Origin of the sequence: Ensifer sp. Root1252 (genome assembly GCF_001425885.1) — a bacterium.
Lineage (GTDB): Bacteria > Pseudomonadota > Alphaproteobacteria > Rhizobiales > Rhizobiaceae > Ensifer > Ensifer canadensis.
In genome coordinates, this window is record NZ_LMDT01000012.1 from 595,745 (window position 1) to 615,875 (window position 20,131).

Below are 20,131 nucleotides of genomic sequence, written 5' to 3' on the forward strand. Positions count from 1 at the left end.
TCTGGACGGGCAGGGCGAATTTCGAGCGCGGGCATCTCCGCCTTTCTGAAGCATTGCCGCGACGCTGGTGCCCGCAGCGCTGTCGCCGGTTCAGGCCGGTCCGACGCCTGCCACCTTGGTCTGGCGGCCGCCTTCCTCGATCCTGACATAGTCGGGTCCGATCCGGGCGAATTGGTCGCAGCGCCTGCCACCATCCTCGAAGGTGATGCAGACTTCGTCGCCCGCAATCGTGTAGGTTCCGCCGTCGCGCACTTCGTAATCGCGGTAGCCATATCGGCCGTCGGCAAAATAGGAGGAGACGACGCCGTTAATGGTGTAGCGCAGCGACTTGCCGACGATAAGGGCCTGAAGATCGGTGCCGGAGAGCGTCGGCACGGAAGGCGGTTTCGGCTTCGCGATCTCCTGATCCTCGAGCGCCACTGACTGGCAACCCGCGAGCTGGAGGGTGAGGAGTGCCACGATCGCACGTTTCATGCCGTCTTCCCTTGTTCCTGCCTTCTGTATCGATACAGGGACGCTGCCCTAATCGCCTGTGATACCGCCTGTCAAGCCGAAGATGCTTGCGTCTGGTTGTTTGCGCGGCCCGGCCACCTGCGAATTCGTTTCCGTGCTGCGGTTCGAGCCATATCTACCGCTTCAATATTGCGCGTTGGCGAAGATCTCGCTCAACGTCCACCGGGTATCGCCCTCGGTGCTTTCGATGTCGTCGACCTGCCAGTTTCCGGCTTCGTTCATCAGACTGTAGCGCAGGGTGACGGGCGCCGAAAAATTCTCGAAGCGCACGGTGACGACAGCGGATGGGCCGGTGATTTCGGCCTTGCCGATGCGCAGGTTGGCGATGTCCCAATCCTGCCCGTTGATGACGGGGTCGAAGCCGATGGCGCCGACCTCACCCTGGCTCTTCTCCGCGTCGGTCTCGTAAAGCTTGGTGAGATCGTTGGAGAAAAACGCGTCGCGCTCCGAGGTGTCGCCGTCGCCAAGATATGGCGCATAGAGCGCCTCGATGAGCGCGGTCGGGGACCTGAATGGCTGAGCCCAGGCGCCTGTTGCAACCGCCGTCGCAAGCCCCAGCACAAAAGCAAATGTGACATTTTGCATGAATGGTCCCCGATCGAGTCGCCTGTGATTTTTTATCAAGGATGACGGCTCGAGCGTGAGCCATTTTTGGTGCGTTTTTGCGCCCGGCTTTCCGGCCCCGCCGAACTGCCTCCGCCCGACGAAGGCTTCGGATGTCGCGACGCAAGTCTTGCAGGCGGCAGGGCGCAAGCCATCAAAGTCTGCCAGAAACTCTGGCGCGAAATGAAGCGTCTGTCGCAACAGCCCGTGGCGTTGCCGGCATTTCTGATCCGAAGCGTCCCGCCGTGCCGTTCGCGTGAGCAGCCACGCCCGATGACGGCGATCCGCAGCCAGGAGCCTTGCTGCCCTTCAAAGGCTCGCTTTCTTGCCTGCGCCATTATATAAGCCGGCAACGGTACAAGACGCTGGCCGTCGGCGGGCGCGTGGCCATCGCGCTGCCCTTTGCCGCCGCGAGCGAACAAGAGACAGAAGAAATGACTGAGAACGCAGCAAAATCTGCGGCCGGAAGAGCGTATTTCAAGGCTCCGATCTTCGCCGTGGCGCCGATGATCGACTGGACCGATCGGCACTACCGGTTTTTTGCGCGCCGGCTTTCGCGGCATGCGCTGCTCTATACCGAGATGATCGTCGCCGACGCGATCCTCAGGGGCGATCGGGTGAAGCTGCTCGGTTTTGATGCGTCGGAGCATCCGGTGGCGCTGCAGCTGGGCGGCAGCGATCCGCGCAAGATGGCGGAGGCGGCCCGCATTGCCGAAGCGTTCGGCTATGACGAAATCAACATGAATGTCGGCTGCCCGTCCGACCGGGTGCAATCCGGCACTTTTGGCGCCTGCCTGATGCAGGAGCCTGGCGTGGTGGCGGAATGCGTGGCGGCGATGAAGGCCACGGTCACGATCCCGGTGACGGTGAAATGCCGCATCGGCGTCGACGAGCAGGATCCGGAAGTGGCGTTGCGCGATCTGGTGTCGCGCGTCGTCGACGCCGGTACGGACGCGGTCTGGGTCCATGCCCGCAAAGCCTGGCTGCAGGGGCTCTCGCCCAAGGAAAACCGCGACATCCCGCCGCTCGACTACGCTCTCGTGCACCGGCTGAAGGCTGAAAACCCTAATCTTTTCATCGGCCTCAACGGCGGACTTCAGACTTTGAATCAGTCGCTTGACGAGCTCAAGCATCTCGATGGCGTGATGCTCGGTCGGGCCGCCTATCACGACAGCGCCATGCTTTCGTCGGTCGATGGCTTTTTCCCGCATCCGCTGACCGGCGCGCCGACGCTCATTCACGACGCTGCCGACTTCTCAGAGCGCGGCCACCGGCTGGACCTGTCCTTCTGGGCGGAATTGCGCGAAGCGATGGCCGATTATGCGGCCGGCCACATCGCCAATGGCGGCCGGCTCGCCCATGTCACGCGGCATATGGTCGGGCTGTTCCAGGGCTGGCCGGGTGCACGGCGCTACCGCCAGATCCTGTCGTCTGACGCCACCCGCCAAGGGGCTGGGCCGGAGGTCATCCACGCCGCCTTCGATGCCGTGTTCGAGGCGGCAGCCGCAAAGCAGGCGGCCGAGTAGGTCCGGAGACGTCGCGGAACGTCATCCTCTGCATGTCGCAGAGGGCCAGCGTCGGCACGGCCGGAATGTCTCACATGGCGACTAGGGACTGCGCCTACAGCTGCAACCTTGCGCCGCGGACGCGGCGCTGCTGGATTTCTGTGACGAGCACAGAAATGAGGGGCGACTTGTTCGAGGCAGAGCGGTGGCCCCGCTTGCTGGCCACATGGTGTGTTGTCGATCCTCACGGTGATCGAGAACGCCTGAGGCCAAATGAAAAGAGCTGGCGGACCCGCCAACATCGGCCGTCGTCCTCACACCGACGCGAGTCTCTCATTTGAGCCGGCGCCATACTCAGCCTTGAACCGCTGTCATCCTCGGCCTTGAGCCGATGATCCCCCTGGCCGCCCCGCGAATACTTGCGGATGCGGATGCCGAGGTCTCCTCGGTCGAAGCGAAGGCGGCTTCCGGCCAATGCGTCGGCACCCGCCCCGACACAAACCAACAGCCCAAACGAAAACGGCGCCCCCTGGGGAGCGCCGCTTCCAAAAAGTCCAGTCGGACGATCCGGCTTACGAAGCCTGGATGTTGACGGCCTTCGGGCCCTTGCCCATGCGGTCAGCTTCGGTGTCGAACGTGACAACCTGGCCGTCCTTCAGCGTAGCAAGGCCAGCGGCCTGTACAGCGGAGATGTGGACGAATACGTCCTTAGCGCCGCCGTCCGGCGTGATGAAACCAAAACCCTTGTCCTGGTTGAAGAATTTTACGGTGCCCTTAGTGGCCATGGAAGAAGTCCTTTTCCTTCAGTCTTAAAGCTATACCCGCGCCCCCGTGAGGATGTGGGTGTGTCGTCTTCCGCATACAAGCGGATAGGCGTCGAGTAGTCACGATAACGGGGAAAGAACGTCCATTTGCCGCTTCCGGCCGGCCCGGCAAGCCGGGCACAAAAGAGAAAGTCCAGTCTCCGGGATTGAAAACGCCCGAACGGTAGCAGCAGTGACAGTATTTGCAAAAAAACGCAAGAGCCATTCGCGCGGCTTATTTCGGGAAAATGTGCCGCCAACCACAGCATTCTCAGGGGTTTTGGGCTTCTGCAATTCAAAGCGCCACAGCGACCTTGGCGCGTCTGATTAGACGCGCGGCGCTGTAGCGGCTGCCGCTTGGTGCAGACGAACGGCGAGGGGACGCAGAGCCGGGCGGGCTATCGGCGAGCATGTTGCAGACTGCCGCGTTCCGGCCGCTGGATGATCGCGATCTTGGTGTCATTCCTCAGCGGGCAACCATCGCCGCTATCGGCAAAAGTGGAAGAGGCGACCAAGGTTTTGGGGCAGGCGCGTGCCGCAGAAAAGAGCGAAGGTCACCCGCGGCGGGCGGAGTGCGTGTGAGGGCCGTTGATGGCGACGTCCGTTGATTGTCGCGGCCACGCGCGGGCCGATAAGCAGCCGAACAAGCGGGCCGAACGCGCATCGGTTTCCGCGTGCGCCAAGGTGCGTCGCCCTTCGATGGGCCGCCTTCCGGCCATCGCTCCTGTTGCGGGCGACGCAGGTCACGTGGTCGGTTTGCGCCGTAACCATTGGTCCTGCATGGAAAAATCGGGGACGGCCCGTTTCCGACCACAATTTCGTCCCGACCACGGACGAACGTGCGCGCCGCCGCGTCGGAAGGGCGAGTGCTTCGGCGCGCCTCGACTTGATGAACGCGGCGCCCGGATGCGGTGATGATCCCATCACGCCGCATCAGCACTTGAACAAGTTTGGGATAACGCGCAGGCTTTACCGGTGATTGGTTCCGGTCTTCGGTTGCGTGCGTTAGGTCAGGCGGAGAAATCGGAATGCGAGACGAACAGGGGGCAGCGTGATCGATCCCTACGAGATGCTTGGCGTGGACCGCGACGCGAACGACCAGGCCATCCGCACGGCCTATCGCAAGGCGGCCAAGGCGGCCCATCCCGACTCGGGCGGCGATGCCGAGCAATTCGCCCGGCTGCAGGCGGTCTATGATCTCCTGAAGGATCCGGTGCGCCGCAAGGTCTTTGACGACACCGGCTACGACCCGCAGCTCGCCGAGCCGCGCGACCTCAAGGGCCTGATGATGCTGGAGACCCTGGTCAACGACTTCATTCTCGACGAGCGCGAGCCCGGCAGCTTCGACCCCGTCGCCGCCATGCGCCGCAAGCTTTCCGACGATATCGTCAAGAGCCGCTTCCACATCCTCGAGCTGGAGCGCCACCGCGCCCGCGTGCGAAAACACCTCGACCGCCTCGGCCGCCGGCCGGAAACCGACGTCCTCGGCTCGATGCTGCGCGCCCGCTCACGCTCGATCGCCGAGGCGATCAAGACCACCGAAGAGCAGATCAAGACGATCGAGCAGGCCTATGAAATGCTGGAAGGCTATTCCTACGAGCTGGAGGCGCTGGAGGTAAAGGCGCACGCCGCGGAGTAGCGCTGCTCGCATCTTGCCGCAGAAGGCAAGGGAGCCGTGCCGCTCGCCACTCGCGGCCCGACGCCGGCAGCCTGCGGACGTTCTGCCTCCAACTGGCCGTCACTGCGCTTGAAAACGCGGCGATCCGGTTCGCGTACAGCGCCGCGCGTCTTAATCAGACGCGCAAAGTCGCTGCAGCACTTTGAATGGCCGCCTGTTTTGCTATGGGCTTTGCGAGATGCAGGAATACTCGTCAACGGCGTGCAGCTGCAGCCGTCTGCACCATACTCGACGGTCGTTTTTGGGACACGCAAGGCGGTCGCGTCGGTTCAGAGCGCAGGGAATGAGTTTGCGGCGGTGGTGGCGGAACGGAGACGGGCTGGTGCAGGATCGGCATGACCATAACCACACGTTGCTTTCCTGGCTGTTTCAGGTTTAGCTGATATCGCCTTTAGCTGATATCACCGCACCGGGACTAGGGTGAACGCAGATGACCCGTCGCAGGAAACTTCATGCATCTCTGAGCGTCCTGGCGGTTGTGCTGGTCGCCTATCTGCTGGTCAGCTATTTCCTGCTGCCGGAGCTCTGGATCTTTCACGACAGGAGCCGGGTTGACGATTTTAGCGCCATGGTCACCACCACCGAGCAGGATATTCCCGGCGACCCTATCAACGTCGGCCTCGTTGGCTCCAAGGAACAGGTGATCCGCGCCTTCGCCGCGGCCGGCTGGGATCCGGCCGACAAGATAACCCTGCGATCCTCCGTCGACATCGGATTGAGCGTGGTGCTCGATCGGCCGGACCTCGATGCACCGGTCAGCCCTTTGTTCTTCGAGGGCCGGAAACAGGATCTGGCGTTTGAAAAGCCCGTCGGTAACAGCGCCGACGAGCGAAACCACGTGCGCTTCTGGCAGACCAAACATACCGGCTCGGATGGCAAGCCGCTTTGGCTCGGCTCGGCCAGCTTCGACCGCGGTGTCGGCTTCAGCCACGACACCGGCCAGATCACCCACCATATCGGCCCGAACCTGGACGCAGAGCGAGACTTGGTCATCGGCGATTTGCAAAAGGCCGGACAGGTTTCCTCGACCTACGACATCCCCGGCATAGGCGCCACCACGACCGGCCGCAACGGCGGTGGCGATCCCTATTTTACCGATGGCAAGGCGCTGGTTGGAGTGCTGGGGCAGGTGACGGCTGGCACTGGCGGCTAAAGCGTGGCCCGCAAGACGATGGCTCAAGCTCGGCGATGTCGTGAACTGACGACCGGGCTGCCGCGGATTCGAGACCGTCGGCCAACACCTCAGCCGTTGCGGACTTTGATAAAGTTCCTATCCTACAGCGCCGCGCATCTGACTAGATGGGCAAAGGTCGCTGTAGCACTTTGAACTGCTGCATGTTTCTTTAAAGCGAATAGGATTTAAGGAAACATGCAGTAGCCGCCCATGGGACGCGCCAGACGGACAGAGGGCAGTGGAATAACGGGAACGGGGCCGGAATGAGTGCGATCTTGATTGCCGTTGCCGCGTTCCTTTGCCTGAGTGTGGCGGCGCTTGGCATGATGCACCTCTATCCGAAGCTGCCGGCGCGTCATCGCGATGATGACACCAATACCGTCGTGCGGCTCGTTGCCAATATCTTCGTGGTCATGGCGTCGTTGGTCTTCGGCCTGATGATCAATTCGGCCAAGAATACGTTCGAGGGGATCGACGACAATGTGCATTCCTTCGCCATCAATCTGATCCTTCTCGACCGGACGCTCAGGACCTATGGCCTCGCCGGCAACGATGCGCGGCAATATCTGATCGCCTATGTAGAGGGGGTGATTGCCGATCCCGAAAGGGTCGACAATGTGCAGCACCAGGGACCCAATTCCACGCAACAGCGGCTGGATACGGTCGGTAACAGCCTCGCGGCCATTCAGCCCGCCGACAGCCTGCATGAATCCATGCTGGTGAGTGCCCGCCAGCAATATAACCGCATCGTCGAACAGCGCTGGACGATCGTCGAGCAATCGGAAGGCGCAATACCGATGCCCGTCATCGGCATGCTGATGGCGTGGATGACGCTGATCTTCGCCAGCTTCGGCTATCGCGCGCCGCAAAACGTCGTGGTCGTCGCCATGTTCGTGGTTTCGGCGATGTTCATCGCCGCCTCTGTCTATGTCGTGCTCGACATGGACATTCCGTTCACCGGCGCGATCCTGATTTCAGATGCGCCCCTGCATAGGGCGCTGGCGGAGATGAAGCTGTAGCGCGGAGCGGTGATGCATGCTGGGCTAGCCGCTGCCGTCCGCAAAGCTTTGCGCGATTCCGGGCAATTTGCCCGGCTGCAGGCGGCCTGCGTTCTCCTGAAGGATCTGGTGCGCCGGAAGATCCATGCCGACACCGGCTACGATCCGCAACTCGCCGAGCCGCGCGACCTCAAGGGCCTGATGATGCAGGAGCTTGATAGGCACAGGGGGGGTGGAGTTGAATTAGCCAGCCCATCATTCGATTAAGACGTGCGGGGGTACTCAAGCCATCGGGCCGGAGCGCGGTCTTATGGAAAGCTAAAGCAGAGGAAGCCCACGTGGCCGCATAAGGCAGTCCTGTTTGGCCAGGCCGCCTGAGGCGACGGAACTGGATGAGTTCAGTTCTGCCGAATGATTGACGACTCTGCGGCTGCTCTCCCAAAAAGAACTATGCTTTGATGTAGCGGAAGTTAAACGCAGATGCGTTCTCATTTACGGGTTTGATTCGACCGGAACCTCTCAGTTTCTGGAGTGCCAATTTAACTTTCTGCATATCATCCTCGCCGCGCGGTCATCTCGTCTGGTCAGGTCACGTCGACAAGATACTCATAGAAGTGGATCCCAAGCTTGACGCCAGCGATAGGCTTTGCAACCCGCGCCGCCCTCACATTGAATGGCGCTGCGCCTTGAGAAAGGTCCTATCCTTGGCGCGTCTGGTTCGCGCATACTGGGCGTGGTGTGATGAGAGCTGCGCCGGGATAACGCAAACTTGTTCGCCGTTGCCGACGCTACTTCCCCGGCCGCCCCGTCTTGCCCTTCGTCCGCCCCTTCTGACGCTTTTCGTCGACGGGGTCTTCATAGGAACCGACGCCCGGTTTGGCGCGGATGAGCGGCTTGTCCGGCACCTTGCCGATGACGGGTTTTTCGGTGCGGCCGACAGTCATTTCGTCGAGGCTGTTCTTGCGGAAGAGCGATTGGCTCTCGGCATCCTTGCGGCCGGCCGGCGTTGCCACGTCGCGGCCCATTTCGTCGAGTTCGGGCTTGCGAAACAGCGGGCGTTCGGTGTCGGTGCCCGGACCCATGTCGTCGAGCGACGGTTTCTGGAACAGGGAATTGTCGTCCGCGATGGTGGTGGGTCCTCGGCTCAAGGCTGAGGATGACGGCGAGGGGGAGGCCTTACCGCTATTTGGTGCCGTTGCCTTTTTCCGCCCCGTTCCACCTTCGATCGCCTTGGCTTCTTCCCGTGCCATCGGGTCGTCCATGGCGGCGAGTTCGGCGGCTTTGAGGCGCTTGATCTCGTCGCGCAGGCGGGCGGCCTTTTCGAAGTCGAGGTCGGCGGCGGCGTCGCGCATCTGCTTTTCCAGCGCGTTGAGGTGCGCCTGGAGGTTGTTGCCGACGAGGTGGCCGCCATCGGCAAAGCCCTTGCCGGCGACGCCGGAGATGTCGGCGCGCACGTGGTCCTTCTCGTAGACCGAGTCGAGGATGTCGGAGATCTTTGCCTTTACTGATTCCGGCGTGATGCCGTTGGCCTCGTTAAAGGCCATCTGCTTTTCGCGGCGGCGGCTGGTTTCGTCCATGGCGCGCTGCATCGACCCGGTGATCTGGTCGGCATAGAGGATGACCTTGCCGTCGACGTTACGCGCGGCACGGCCGATGGTCTGCACCAGCGACGTCTCCGAGCGCAAAAAGCCTTCCTTGTCGGCGTCGAGGATGGCGACGAAGCCGCATTCGGGAATGTCGAGGCCTTCGCGCAGGAGGTTGATGCCGACGAGCACGTCGAAAGCACCCAAACGAAGATCGCGGATGATCTCGATGCGCTCCAGCGTGTCGATGTCGGAGTGCATGTAGCGGACGCGAATGCCCTGTTCGTGCAGGTATTCGGTCAGGTCCTCGGCCATGCGCTTGGTCAGCACCGTCACCAGCGTGCGGTAGCCGGCAGCGGCCGTCTCGCGGATTTCGCCCAGCACGTCGTCGACCTGGGTTTTCGCCGAGCGCACTTCCACCGGCGGATCGATCAGGCCGGTCGGGCGGATGACCTGTTCGGCAAAGACACCGCCGGACTGCTCCATTTCCCAGCTGCCGGGCGTGGCCGAAACCGCGACGGTGTCGGGGCGCATGGCGTCCCATTCCTCGAAGCGCAGCGGACGGTTGTCCATGCACGAGGGCAGGCGGAAGCCGTATTCGGCCAGCGTCGCCTTTCGGCGGAAGTCGCCGCGATACATGCCACCGATCTGGCTGACGGAGACGTGGCTCTCGTCGATGAACAGCAGCGCGTTGTCGGGGATGTATTCGAACAGCGTCGGCGGCGGCTCGCCGGGATTGCGGCCGGTGAGGTATCGCGAATAGTTCTCGATGCCGGCGCAGGAGCCGGTGGCCTCCAGCATTTCGATGTCGTAGCGGGTGCGCTGCTCCAGCCGCTGGGCTTCGAGGAGGCGGCCGCCCTTTTCCAACTCGGCCAGCCGGTGCTTCAGCTCTTCCTTGATCGCCTTGATGGCGCCGTTCAGCGTCGGGCGCGGGGTGACGTAGTGCGAGTTGGCGTAGATTTTTACCGATTTCAGGTCGCCGGTCTTCTGGCCGGTCAGCGGATCGAACTCGGTGATGGCGTCGATCTCGTCGCCGAACATGGAGATGCGCCAGGCGGCATCTTCCAAGTGGGCCGGAAAGATTTCGATGGTATCACCGCGCACGCGAAACGAGCCGCGCTGGAAATCCATGTCGCGGCGCTTGTATTGCTGCGCCACCAGGTCGGCCAGCAGCTGCCGCTGGTCGAGCGTGTCACCGACGCTCATCTGGAAGGTCATGGCGGTATAGGTCTCGACCGAGCCGATACCGTAGATGCACGAGACCGAGGCGACGATGATGCAGTCGTCGCGCTCCAGCAGCGAGCGGGTGGCCGAGTGGCGCATGCGGTCGATCTGCTCGTTGATCGAGGATTCCTTCTCGATGAAGGTGTCCGAGCGCGGCACGTAGGCTTCCGGCTGGTAGTAGTCGTAATAGGAGACGAAGTACTCGACCGCGTTGTCGGGGAAGAAGTTCTTGAACTCGGAATAGAGCTGGGCGGCCAAGGTCTTGTTGGGCGCGAGGATGACGGCGGGGCGCTGGGTCGCCTCGATCACCTTGGCCATGGTGAAGGTCTTGCCCGAGCCGGTGACGCCGAGCAGCACCTGGCTGCGCTCGCCGGAGGCAAGGCCCTCGACGAGATCGGCGATCGCCGTCGGCTGATCGCCGGCGGGCTCGTAGTCGGAGACCATGCGGATCTCGATGCCGCCTTCGGATTTCGGCGGCCGGGCAGGGCGGTGCGGCGTCCAGAGCTTGCCGTCCTTGAACAGCGGATTGCCGCTCTCGATCAGCGCCGACAGCGCCTCCACGGTGGCGGTGACGCCGGAAGTGGACAGCTTGTCGGCATCCTCAAGCGACACGTCGAGGCCGGCGACCGGATTGAGGCCCGCCGCGGCGCGCGTCTTCGGGTCGGTCGTGCCGCCCATGGACGTCCCGCGGGACGTCCTTCCGCTCACGCTGTCGGCGCCTTGCGCCTTCGCTCCGCGTGGGCCTCGCATTGGCTCGGACGCCCCTTCGGGCTTGCGGCCTGCGGCCGATTTCGCGGCGATCTCCACCTTCTTGCGGTGCTTGCCGGCCTTGGAGGCGACCTCGCGCTGGCTCTCGAAGGCGGAAGCCTCGGCATCGGCCTCGAGCTGTTTCACCCAATCGGAGACGTTGCCGGATAGCGGCGTTCCCGACAGCGGCGCCTGCGGGGCTTCCTCGAAGCCGCCGGGCACTGTGGTTTTCCTGGGGGGATTTTTTGCAGACTTCTTCGGATCCTGGGCCATGGCGGGAATATGGACAGAGTCATAACGAAAATAAAGGGGGAATGAGTACAAAAGGGAAACGAAATGCATGGATTCTTCCGGGTGTTTACCGGTCCTGGGGCGACGGTTTGCCCATGTCGGTGGCCGAGCTTGCCCGCCAACGGGGAGAGGTAGTCTGCGGGCGCATGTGCGACCCCCGATCTAGCAAGATCAACTGGAGCTTGCAGTCGTTCCAACTGCTGCATCTTGCCGTCATCGGTTCCGGCTCAAGAAAACAGCCGGCAATGACGCCAGTCGCAGCTGAAAGCGCGACGCTTGCATCGTGTGCATCTTGGCTTCCCTATGGCCCGGCGGAAGCAGACTACCAGCCCGTTCGCCTTGGCCAGGCAATGCCCACCGTTTCCTCGTCTTCCTGTCGGCTCACGGCAGCTTTCGACGGGTGACTTCCGGTGTGTCGGTGCATTGAGTTGTCTATCTGGCGTTGTATTTGCGCCTGCCGTTCGTGAGGCAACATGCCCGGCGCATCTGGCGTTTTGGACGTATTGTTTTCGCGCCGGCAACGGGGAGGGGTTAGCTTTTGCTAGTTCTGGTTGCCGCCGGTTACCTCGAATGGGCGAGCAGACATCCGGCCATGCCGCGTGGTAAAAAGAGTGGTTTGGAGGGGCTCATGTCGCGTTTGCGCAGTGCCGCACTCATCGCTGTTAGTGCCACGCTTTTTTGTCCAGTGCCGAGCTTTACTGCCGAGCCCATTGGCCAGGCAGTCTCGATCAGGACGGAAGTCTCCGGCAAGAGTGGTCCGTTGGCGGTCAGGGACCCGGTCTACCGGGATGAACGGATCCGGACGTCAAAGTCCGGCCTTGGACAATTCGTCTTTCAGGACGGGACCAAGCTGGCTGTCGGCTGGGGATCATCCGTGGTCATCGATCAGTTCGTCTATGACGGCAGCAAGTCGGTGAAGAAACTGACGATCATGGCCGCCAAGGGAACCTTTCGCTGGGTCAGCGGCAAATCCAAACATTCGGCTTACGAAATCGTCACGCCGGCCGGCACCATCGGCGTGCGCGGCACGGCGTTCGATTTTTATGTCGGCAGCGATGGAACGACCGCGATGGTGCTGCTCAGCGGCGCGGCGAGCTTCTGCGGCGCCGGCGGATGTCGCCAGCTGACGCAGCGCTGCGACTGTGTGGTGGCAAAGCCCGGCGGCGCCGTCAGCCAGGCCAGCCGTGTCAACCGCCGTACGCTGCAAGCACTCGGCAACGCCCAGGCCTTGCCGTTCTTGTCTGGCGGCCAGCGGCTTTCCGGCGCCATGGGTTGGGCCGGAGGCGGCTGCGGGCTACGGGCTGCAATCCAGCGCGAGAGTTCTCCGGCGCAGCAACCGGATCCGGTCGTCCGCGAAGAGCCTAAGCCGGAAACGCCGCGACCACAAAAGCAGCTTCGCGAACAGGGCCATGACAAGCATGATCGAGGTGTGAAGCACGATCGAGGTGAGAAGCATGATCGCGGTGGCGAGAAGCACGACCAGGGCCGCGACAAGCAGGATCAAGGCGGCGACAATCAGGATCAGGGCGGCGACAACAACGACACCGGACCTGGCAGCACGGAACAGAGCAGCGGCAATCAGACCAACGGCACTCAGAGCAGCGCCGGCCAGAACGTCGGCGCCCAGAGTGGCGGCAACAGCCAGGATGGCGGCAAACGCGGCGGTGGCGACCGTGGTCGCAACACCGGTGAGTAGCAGGAGACCGCGCAATAGGTGCCCCACCGGGCTGCCAAACGCGTCCTTGATGGTGACAATGACGATTGATCGCTACTCGGCGATTCGGCTTTCCTGCTCGGCGGGAACATCGATGAAATGCTCCGCCCGGCGAGTGATCCTGCCGTAGAAGGTCACCAGACCCGGCGTGATCGCCGCCGCCTTGAGCTTGGCGGCATTGGCCAGGCTGCGGCTGGTCGAGGCGCGTGCACGCAGGTTTTCGATCAGCCTCGAATGTAGTCTGTGCAACTCACCGAAGTCGAGCGAAGAGGCGACGCCTTCGTCGCCGGCGACGGCAAAGAGCCGGGTTCGCGTCGTCTTTCCCTTCAGCCCCAGGGCGCCTGCTTCCAGCAGCGCGCAACCGGGCAGCGCCTGCGCCGTCGCTTCCGATACGAGAATGTCGAAGCTCACCTCCTTGCACGCCGCCTCGATGCGGGCGGCGATGTTGACCGTGTCGCCAACAGCCGAATAGTTGAAGCGCGTCTCGGCGCCCATGTTGCCGACACAGGCGATCCCCGTATGGATACCGATGCCGATACCGACCGCCTGCGTCGCGCCGAAACCGAAGGCGTCGTCGGCATTGAGCCGCGCCAAGGTCTCACGCATGCCGAGCGCTGCCCGCAGCGCCTTTCGCGGATGGTTGGCGACATCGACCGGTGCGTTCCAGAAGGCCATGATCGAATCGCCGATGAACTTGTCGAGCGTGCCCTCATTGGCAATGACGTGCCGGCTCAGCGCATCGAGCAGGGTGTTGAGAAAGGTAACGACATCGGTCGGCGCCATGCGCTCGCTGATCTCGGTGAAGCTGCGCACGTCGACGAACATGACCGTCAGTTCTCGATCGTCGCCGCCGAGCCGAAGGGCGTTGCGATTGTGTTCGATCCGATAGAGCAACGACGGTGAGAGATAGCGGCCGAAGGCCTGGCGAACCTCGCGGCGCTCGCGGTCGGTGACGAGGAAGCGGAACGCCGTGGCCGAAAAATGGGTGATGGACGCCGCAAGGATCGGCGCCAGCGGATCGAAGAGCAGGCCGGCATAGGCGAACGCGACCCATGAGGCGACGAGCGCCAGCGCCGTGATCGCCATGCCGCAGGCAAGCGCCATGACGGGACTGACGAAAGTCGTCAACAGCACGAGCAGGCAGCCGGCAATCGCAATCGCCAGGATTTCCAGGCCATTGGCCCAGTCCGGGCGAGAGAGATAGTGGCCGGAGAGGATCTGCTCGACGATCTGGGCATGCAGCGAGACGCCGGGAACGTTCTGGCCGAGCGCCGTCGTGCGAACGTCCTGCAGGCCGGCGGCGGAGGTGCCGATGAACACGATGCTGCCTTCGATTGCCGCGCTGACGTCGGGAGACATGTCTCCATCCTCGAGAATGCGCCGTGCGGAGACATAGCGCTCGGTTGTATCGGGACTGACGTAGAGCCAGAGTTCGCCGGCGGCGGTCAAGGGCACGACGAAATCGCCGATCTTGGCAGCCGTCATCGTATCGGGCAGGTCGGGCGCGCCGGCGATGACATAGGTCGATGCGCCTTGCGCCACACGCAGCGCCTCCATTGCGAGACTAGGGTAGAGTTGCTGGCCGTCGCTCAGGAACAGGGGCACCGCTCGCACGACGGCCGAGGAGTCGCTGGGGTTGAGGCTGATATGGCCAAGACCGGCGGCATTGCTCTCCAGTTGCGGTCGCAGCGGCGTGGCCGACAGAATGCGCGGCGGTGCGCCGATCGGACTTTCGCCGGTGAAGGCGAAGCCCGCCTTGACCGGCGGCAGGTAGCTTCCTTCGTTGGTCAACCCGAAGCCGAGGACGACGGGCTTTTCCGCGATCGACTGTGCAAAGACCTCGTCATTGTCGGGCAGGCGCTCAAGCAGCGTGGGATCGATCTCCGGCACGTCGCGCAATACGTTGCGTGGCGACAGCCGATCCGGCTCGGCAAACAGGATGTCGAAGGCGATCGCCGACGCCCCCATCTCCGCCAGCCTGTCCGTCAGCTTCGCCAGCCGGTCTCGCGGCCAGGGCCATTGCCCGAAGGCGCGCAGCGAGGCTTCGTCGATATCGACGACCTTGACCGGCATCGGCTCGTAGGCGCGCGGGGACAGCCGCTGATATTCGTCGAAGGTGACGTCGCGCGCCTGTTTCAGAAGCTGCGGATCGCTGGCGCGCAGCAATGTCAGGACTACCACGAAGGCCAGACCGATCACGACGCCGAGCTGTTGCGCACGTGTCATGGCGCCTCACGGTATAGCGGGCAGGCCCGCCTTGCGCAGCCCGTCGGTGAAATGCGCGTAGTCGGCGGGATCGACATAGGCGGTGAGGATCTGCCAGTAGCGCTTGAGATCAGAGGGGGCGTTGGCGATCGCCTCGTCGATAAGCTTGCAGGTATCCTCCGTGCGCCCGAGCTGGCCGAGGCAGGCGAGCACAACGACCAGATTGAAATAGGTGCGCCGCAACAGCAGTCCGCGCTCGGCATGGTGCTGCGCCTCCTCGTAATTGCCGAGATGATAGTGGGCAAGCGCGAGCCGGTTAAGGAAGAGATAGGTCAGCGGATCGTGCGGGCTCAGACGCAAGGCCTTGTGCAGTGGATCGAGCGCTTCGGCGAAGCGGCCGATGAAAATGCGGGCCCAGCCGAGTGCCATATAGGCCAATGCGAGATTGGGGTTGAGATCGATCGCCTGCTGCGCTTCGGCAACGGCCGCATGCGGACGATGGGCTGCGAAATTGGCAAGGCACATGACGTAGTGCGAATAGGGATCCCGATCTTCGAGCGCGATGGCGCGCTCGGCTGCGGCGAGCAGTTCAGTCCTGTCGCGGTCGATATCGTCGCTGAAGCCGAAGAAACATCGGGCGTAGAGCGAACGCGCCAGCATCATATGGGCGCGGCCGAAATCCGGATCGAGCGCGATGGCACGACGATGCCAGTCGATCGCCTCGGAGAAATGCGCGGCCGTGTCCTGGGCGTTGTGCAGCAGCGTGCCGCGCATATGGCATTCGTAGGCGTCGAGGTTCTCGGTGCCGCGCAACAGCGCTCGCCGATTTTCGCCGATCAGAATTTCCGGCTCGATGGCGGCGACGACGTGCTGGGTGAGTTCGTCCTGGATGGCGAAGATGTCCGCCACTTCGCGATCGAAGCGCTGCGCCCAGAGATGCACGCCGGTCTCGGCCTCGATCAATTGCCCGGTGACACGCACGCGGCTTCCTGATCGGCGCACGCTGCCCTCGACGATGTAGCGCACGCCGAGATCGCGGCCGATCTGCTTCGCGTCCGCTGCGTGCCCCTTGTAGGCGAAGGAGGAGTTCCGCGCGATGACGAAGAACCAGCGACAGAGCGAGAGCCCGGTGATGATGTCCTCGGTCAACCCGTCGGCGAAGTAGTCCTGGCCGGGATCGTCCGACATGTTGAGGAAGGGGAGCACGGCGATCGACGGCTTGTTCGGCAGGCGGAGCGGCATGCCGGGCAGGTCGGGCACCGTCGGGTCTTCGCGCCAGTCGACGCTGTGCACCAGCACCGGCCGCGGCATGTTCTTGAGCGTCTGCTCGCCGAGCTTGACCATGGGGAAGTCGAGCTTGCCCTCGATCTGGTCGTGCAGCGTTCCCGAGATGCAGACGCCGGCCGGTCGCGCCACCTGCTGCAGCCGCGCTGCGACGTTGACGCCGTCGCCCAACAGGTTTGTGCCTTCGACCACGACGTCGCCGAGATTGATGCCGATGCGGAACTCCATGCGTTTCTCCGGCGCCAGATCGGCATTGCGGCGTTGCAGGGCGCGCTGGATAGCAACGGCGGCGCGGACCCCCTGGACGGCGCTGTGGAACTCGGCGACGACGCTGTCACCGGCAGTGCTGAAAATGCGACCGCCATGCTCGGCGACGAGGTCGCCGATCGTGGCGCAATAGGTGCCCAGCGTCGCAAGCGTACCTTCCTCGTCGGTCGCGACGAGGCGACTATAGCCAGCGACATCGGCAGCGAGGATGACTGCGAGCTTCCGTTCCAAAGGGGCAAGCCCCTCCCGCGGCGTACAGCTAGAGGAAATTAAGGGTAACGTAATTTAGCAATATCTAGAAGCGCGAAAAGCGCGGCGATCGTGTGTCGGCATCGATTGCTGCGCCGATTTTGGGGCCATTTGCGGGCCGAAGGCGCTTTCGCCCGTGGATTGCACGTTTGAAGCGATGGAAGGACCTGCGTTGTGTTGGGGGCCTCAATCCCTGTTTCCAGCCGGCGACGTAACGTGCGAAGTTTACCGGCAGCGAGTGGCCGACGGCGACCGCAAAGCGCGAATCCAGCGTGAGGGAAAGCATCTTGATCATCGCGTGCCTGCATACCGCCGACAGCAACGTCGCCGTCTTCGAAGCCGCCGCGCGCGAACTCGGCCTTGCCGCGGGCGTGCTTCGCCATGCGGTGCGGCCGGACCTGCTCGAGGCTGCGGAACGGGCAGGCGGGCTCACCGACGATATAGCCGAGGAGACGGCTGCAGCGCTGACGGCGCTTGCAGGCGGCGCCGACGCCGTGCTCCTCACCTGTTCGACGCTCGGGCCGAGTACCGCGATCGTGCGTGAAGCGCCGGTGCCGGTGTTGCGGACTGATGCCGCGCTTGCCGAAAAGGCAGCGGCGATCGGAGAAAAGGTGGTGGCGCTCTGCGCCGTCGAAACGACCGTGGCGCCGACCACTGCGCTTTTTGCCGAGGCCACGAAGCGAAAGGGTGTGGCGCTCGAGGTGCGTCTCGTCGCAGGCGCATGGGGTCTGTTCAAGGCCGGTGACCGCGATGGCTATCTCGCCGCAATCGCCGATGCAGCCGACGCCGCCTATAACGATGGCGCGGCGATTGTCGCTCTCGCTCAAGCCTCCATGGCCGGGGCGGCCGAGCTTGTGCGTCGAGGAACGCGCCCCTTGACGAGCCCGTCTGCGGGGCTGAGCGCCGCGTTGGAACAGATCGCGCAGATGGCCTCGCGGGTTGCGCGATGAGTAGAGTGTTTGATTGTTGATTCAGGTGTTTAGGGCGAAGATTTAAAATTCGGAATCCGGTTGCCGGCATCACGGATTGCCGTGACGCGGCGGGTCTATGCGGAGAGGATCTTTCGCCCAGCAGCCAATTTTGGAACCGTGCTGTCTTCCTTTCAACCCCGCCGGCTTGATTGCCCCAGACGTCGACCTCCATCGGGCGCTATGCCTCGATGGTCATTCGCGCCATCCAGAGGCGTTCGGCGCCGCCTTTGAAGATGAGGCGAAGCAGCCGCTCGACTGGTTCGTCAACCGGCTGACCATCGCCACGGTCATTGGCGGTTTCGATGCTGCCGGCGGGCTTGTGCGTTATGCGCCTGACGGTTCCGCCGGGGGCGGATCGCGTGTGGTTGGCGAAGATATGGGGATAAGCGTTTGTCTTCATGGAGAAAACTCTAGAAACGTATCGTCGTTATCGCTTACTTGGGCGTTCTATCGAAAGACTGTTTCGACGGACCAAATTCCGTCGATAGGATGCCGCCATGAACGCCCTGATACGACTGACCCGTGAAGACGATGCGCCAGCGCTGCCCGATATCGAGAGATCGTCGGGTGAGGCATTTCGCACCGTGCCCGAGCTTGCCTGGATTGCTGACGACGACGTCCAGTCGGTCGCATCGCATCTGGAATTCGTTCGCTCCGGTCTTTCCTGGGTTGCGGTCGACGATCGCGACCGCCCGCTTGGATTTCTTTGCGCCGAGATCAGCGATGGTGCTCTGCACATCTGGCAGCTCGCGGTGCTGCACGAGCGGCAAGGCCTTGGACTTGGGCGCGCCTTGTTCGCAGCCGCTATCGCGCATGCGCGCGACCGCTCGCTTGGCGAGGTGACGCTGACCACGTTCCGCGAACTCGTCTGGAACGAGCGCTTCTATCGCAAGCTCGGCTTCCTGACGCTCGGCGAAGAAGAGCTCGGCTCGCGGCTGGCCCAGATCCTGGCGAAGGAGGCGACAAACGGCCTACCGGCCGAGCGGCGCTGCGCGATGCGCCTGTCGCTCGACGGTGCGCAGCCGGACATGCGCGACGATAGCCTCGTTCGTTGACCGCAGATCTTTCCGTCGTCGGCTAACGTCTAACTGCGACCACCTGACCGCGGGTGAACTGCGAAACCGTGACGCGACCCGATTGGTTGCCGCCAATCACCTTCGCCGTCGATTTGGACAGGGCGGAGATGATGCCGACGTGATAGCTGCGGCCGGTGCGCACAACGATGATGTCGCCGGGACGGGCATAGGACAGCTTGACCGGCGCGCCGAAACGCAGCCAGGAGCGGGCGATGCCGAAGCTTTGTGGCGGTGTTCGGCCAGCCTTACGGGCTATCAAGCCCATGAAGTGGCCGCACCAGGGGGTGCGGGCCGGATTGATGCCGAGCGCGGTCCGGAGCCGCTTGTTGTTCTTGACCTCGTGCAGGCCGTTATATTGCTGGGCCTGGGCCAACATGCCCGCCGTGGCCACATCCGGTGTCAAAAGCGCGACATAGGCAGCCGCGAGAAACGCCAGGACCTTCATGGTCAGGTCTCCTTGCCAAGTTGTTTGGTGCGTGCATCCCGGATGTGCCTGGCGATCGCCGAACACTGCCCCCGGTTTTCATCTGCATCGATCACTGTTTTCGGGGATATCGGCGGTTCGCGCCTCGTGCGTTGCACCTTGAACGCAGCATCAGCGCGTCGGCGAACCGCGATGAAACGCGGTGCCAACTTCACGGCGATTGCCGTCGGAGTGTGGTATTCCCCTGCCTGTCCCGTCGGACGGTGCGCGGACTTTGCTCACCGTCTGGTGCAAAATTGTGGCAAAGGGCAAAAAATACGAATATTCGTGCGCAATCTAATCCATTTGGGTTAGATATCGCCGTGTTTTCTGGGTTTGGTGCGTTATTTTTGTGTTCTGCCTGGCCCCTGGCGCAGGCACCGCGATCCATTGATCGCATCTTCGGGCCCTAATTAAGGCAGCAATGTCAATTGTAGCCGAATGCGGCAGAACGGGCAAAGCCATGGAAAGGAACAGGAATCGACGCGGGCGGCCGCAAAGGTCGGGCGACCGCGCACCAAGGCGCCGGAGGTCGGGCGGCAGAAGTTGATGGATGCCGGCGCGTCGCTGTTCCTCGAACGCATAACTCCATGCGACGACGATCAGCGGCATAGCTGCGCCGACCGGCGCAAATTAACGTCTTTACAGCAGTTTACCGGGATTTTTTCAACGACAAATTCAGGTCTCGTGCGCTGCCGATCGCGCGTCTCAGATGATGTTTGCGCTTGTCATAGCGCGAGCGGCAAGATCATCCTGCCGGAACGATTCGCGCCTTCGAGGATC

The 20,131-nt window shown here is 62.9% G+C and carries 16 protein-coding genes and 1 pseudogene; 8 read left to right on the forward strand and 9 right to left on the reverse strand.

From position 1 onward, the window contains the following. Positions 1-90: 90 nt before the first annotated feature. Both ASD02_RS15455 and ASD02_RS15460 read right to left on the reverse strand, forming a co-directional pair. Positions 91-474, reverse strand: coding sequence for a hypothetical protein (locus ASD02_RS15455; protein WP_057208715.1), 384 nt, complete (start codon positions 472-474; stop codon positions 91-93). A gap of 162 nt (positions 475-636) precedes the next feature. After that, on the reverse strand, positions 637-1,098 hold the full coding sequence (locus ASD02_RS15460) for a DUF3828 domain-containing protein (protein ID WP_057214286.1): 462 nt from the start codon (positions 1,096-1,098) through the stop codon (positions 637-639). Positions 1,099-1,550: 452 nt separating this feature from the next. On the opposite strand from ASD02_RS15460, the gene dusA reads away from it, so the two are divergent. Beyond that, positions 1,551-2,642: a tRNA dihydrouridine(20/20a) synthase DusA gene (gene dusA, locus ASD02_RS15465; RefSeq protein ID WP_025427310.1), complete on the forward strand. Its 1,092-nt coding sequence runs from the start codon at positions 1,551-1,553 to the stop codon at positions 2,640-2,642. A gap of 551 nt (positions 2,643-3,193) precedes the next feature. Here the strand turns inward: dusA and ASD02_RS15470 are convergent. Next, the gene (locus tag ASD02_RS15470; RefSeq protein WP_025427309.1) at positions 3,194-3,406 is read right to left on the reverse strand and encodes a cold-shock protein; all 213 of its coding nucleotides are present in this window, start codon (positions 3,404-3,406) and stop codon (positions 3,194-3,196) included. A 1,087-nt stretch (positions 3,407-4,493) separates the two neighbouring features. Here ASD02_RS15470 and ASD02_RS15475 point away from each other — a divergent pair. From ASD02_RS15475 to ASD02_RS38240, 4 genes and pseudogenes are all read left to right on the forward strand, one after another. Then, a complete protein-coding gene (locus ASD02_RS15475; RefSeq protein WP_107027611.1) occupies positions 4,494-5,063 on the forward strand; it encodes a J domain-containing protein in 570 nt (189 codons plus the stop codon). Positions 5,064-5,532: 469 nt separating this feature from the next. Beyond that, positions 5,533-6,255 carry an LssY C-terminal domain-containing protein gene (locus ASD02_RS15480; RefSeq protein ID WP_025427307.1) on the forward strand — a complete coding sequence of 241 codons (723 nt, stop codon included), beginning with the start codon at positions 5,533-5,535 and terminating at the stop codon, positions 6,253-6,255. 284 nt (positions 6,256-6,539) lie between these two features. Beyond that, a complete protein-coding gene (locus tag ASD02_RS15485; RefSeq protein WP_057208713.1) occupies positions 6,540-7,295 on the forward strand; it encodes a DUF4239 domain-containing protein in 756 nt (251 codons plus the stop codon). 54 nt (positions 7,296-7,349) lie between these two features. Beyond that, positions 7,350-7,487: pseudogene (locus tag ASD02_RS38240) on the forward strand (molecular chaperone DnaJ); the annotation flags it as partial. 575 nt (positions 7,488-8,062) lie between these two features. On the opposite strand, the gene uvrB reads toward ASD02_RS38240, so the two are convergent. After that, positions 8,063-11,101: an excinuclease ABC subunit UvrB gene (gene uvrB / locus ASD02_RS15495; RefSeq protein WP_057208754.1), complete on the reverse strand. Its 3,039-nt coding sequence runs from the start codon at positions 11,099-11,101 to the stop codon at positions 8,063-8,065. A gap of 646 nt (positions 11,102-11,747) precedes the next feature. On the opposite strand from uvrB, the gene ASD02_RS15500 reads away from it, so the two are divergent. Then, positions 11,748-12,815, forward strand: a complete 1,068-nt coding sequence (locus tag ASD02_RS15500) for a FecR domain-containing protein (RefSeq protein WP_025427303.1) — start codon at positions 11,748-11,750, stop codon at positions 12,813-12,815. Between the two features lie 72 nt (positions 12,816-12,887). On the opposite strand, the gene ASD02_RS15505 is transcribed toward ASD02_RS15500, so the two are convergent. The 3 genes from ASD02_RS15505 to ASD02_RS15515 all read right to left on the reverse strand — a co-directional run bounded on the left by ASD02_RS15505 (position 12,888) and on the right by ASD02_RS15515 (position 17,133). After that, complete coding sequence (locus ASD02_RS15505; RefSeq protein WP_057220813.1) at positions 12,888-15,059, reverse strand: adenylate/guanylate cyclase domain-containing protein; 2,172 nt, start codon at positions 15,057-15,059, stop codon at positions 12,888-12,890. A 6-nt stretch (positions 15,060-15,065) separates the two neighbouring features. Beyond that, entirely contained in the window at positions 15,066-16,820 is a 1,755-nt protein-coding gene (locus tag ASD02_RS15510) for an adenylate/guanylate cyclase domain-containing protein (protein WP_025427301.1), read from the reverse strand. A 64-nt stretch (positions 16,821-16,884) separates the two neighbouring features. After that, positions 16,885-17,133 carry a hypothetical protein gene (locus ASD02_RS15515; RefSeq protein ID WP_025427300.1) on the reverse strand — a complete coding sequence of 83 codons (249 nt, stop codon included), beginning with the start codon at positions 17,131-17,133 and terminating at the stop codon, positions 16,885-16,887. On the opposite strand from ASD02_RS15515, the gene ASD02_RS15520 reads away from it, so the two are divergent. Next, on the forward strand, positions 17,126-17,788 hold the full coding sequence (locus ASD02_RS15520; protein ID WP_025427299.1) for an aspartate/glutamate racemase family protein: 663 nt from the start codon (positions 17,126-17,128) through the stop codon (positions 17,786-17,788). The genes ASD02_RS15515 and ASD02_RS15520 overlap by 8 nt on opposite strands. 199 nt (positions 17,789-17,987) lie before the next feature. Here the strand turns inward: ASD02_RS15520 and ASD02_RS15525 are convergent, their stop codons facing one another. Beyond that, positions 17,988-18,209: a hypothetical protein gene (locus ASD02_RS15525; RefSeq protein WP_025427298.1), complete on the reverse strand. Its 222-nt coding sequence runs from the start codon at positions 18,207-18,209 to the stop codon at positions 17,988-17,990. A gap of 97 nt (positions 18,210-18,306) precedes the next feature. Here ASD02_RS15525 and ASD02_RS15530 point away from each other — a divergent pair, with 97 nt between their 5' ends. After that, positions 18,307-18,864: a GNAT family N-acetyltransferase gene (locus ASD02_RS15530; RefSeq protein WP_025427297.1), complete on the forward strand. Its 558-nt coding sequence runs from the start codon at positions 18,307-18,309 to the stop codon at positions 18,862-18,864. Positions 18,865-18,886: 22 nt separating this feature from the next. Here ASD02_RS15530 and ASD02_RS15535 read toward each other — a convergent pair whose 3' ends face one another. Next, positions 18,887-19,330, reverse strand: coding sequence for a TIGR02594 family protein (locus ASD02_RS15535; RefSeq protein ID WP_025427296.1), 444 nt, complete (start codon positions 19,328-19,330; stop codon positions 18,887-18,889). Positions 19,331-20,131: the final 801 nt, after the last annotated feature.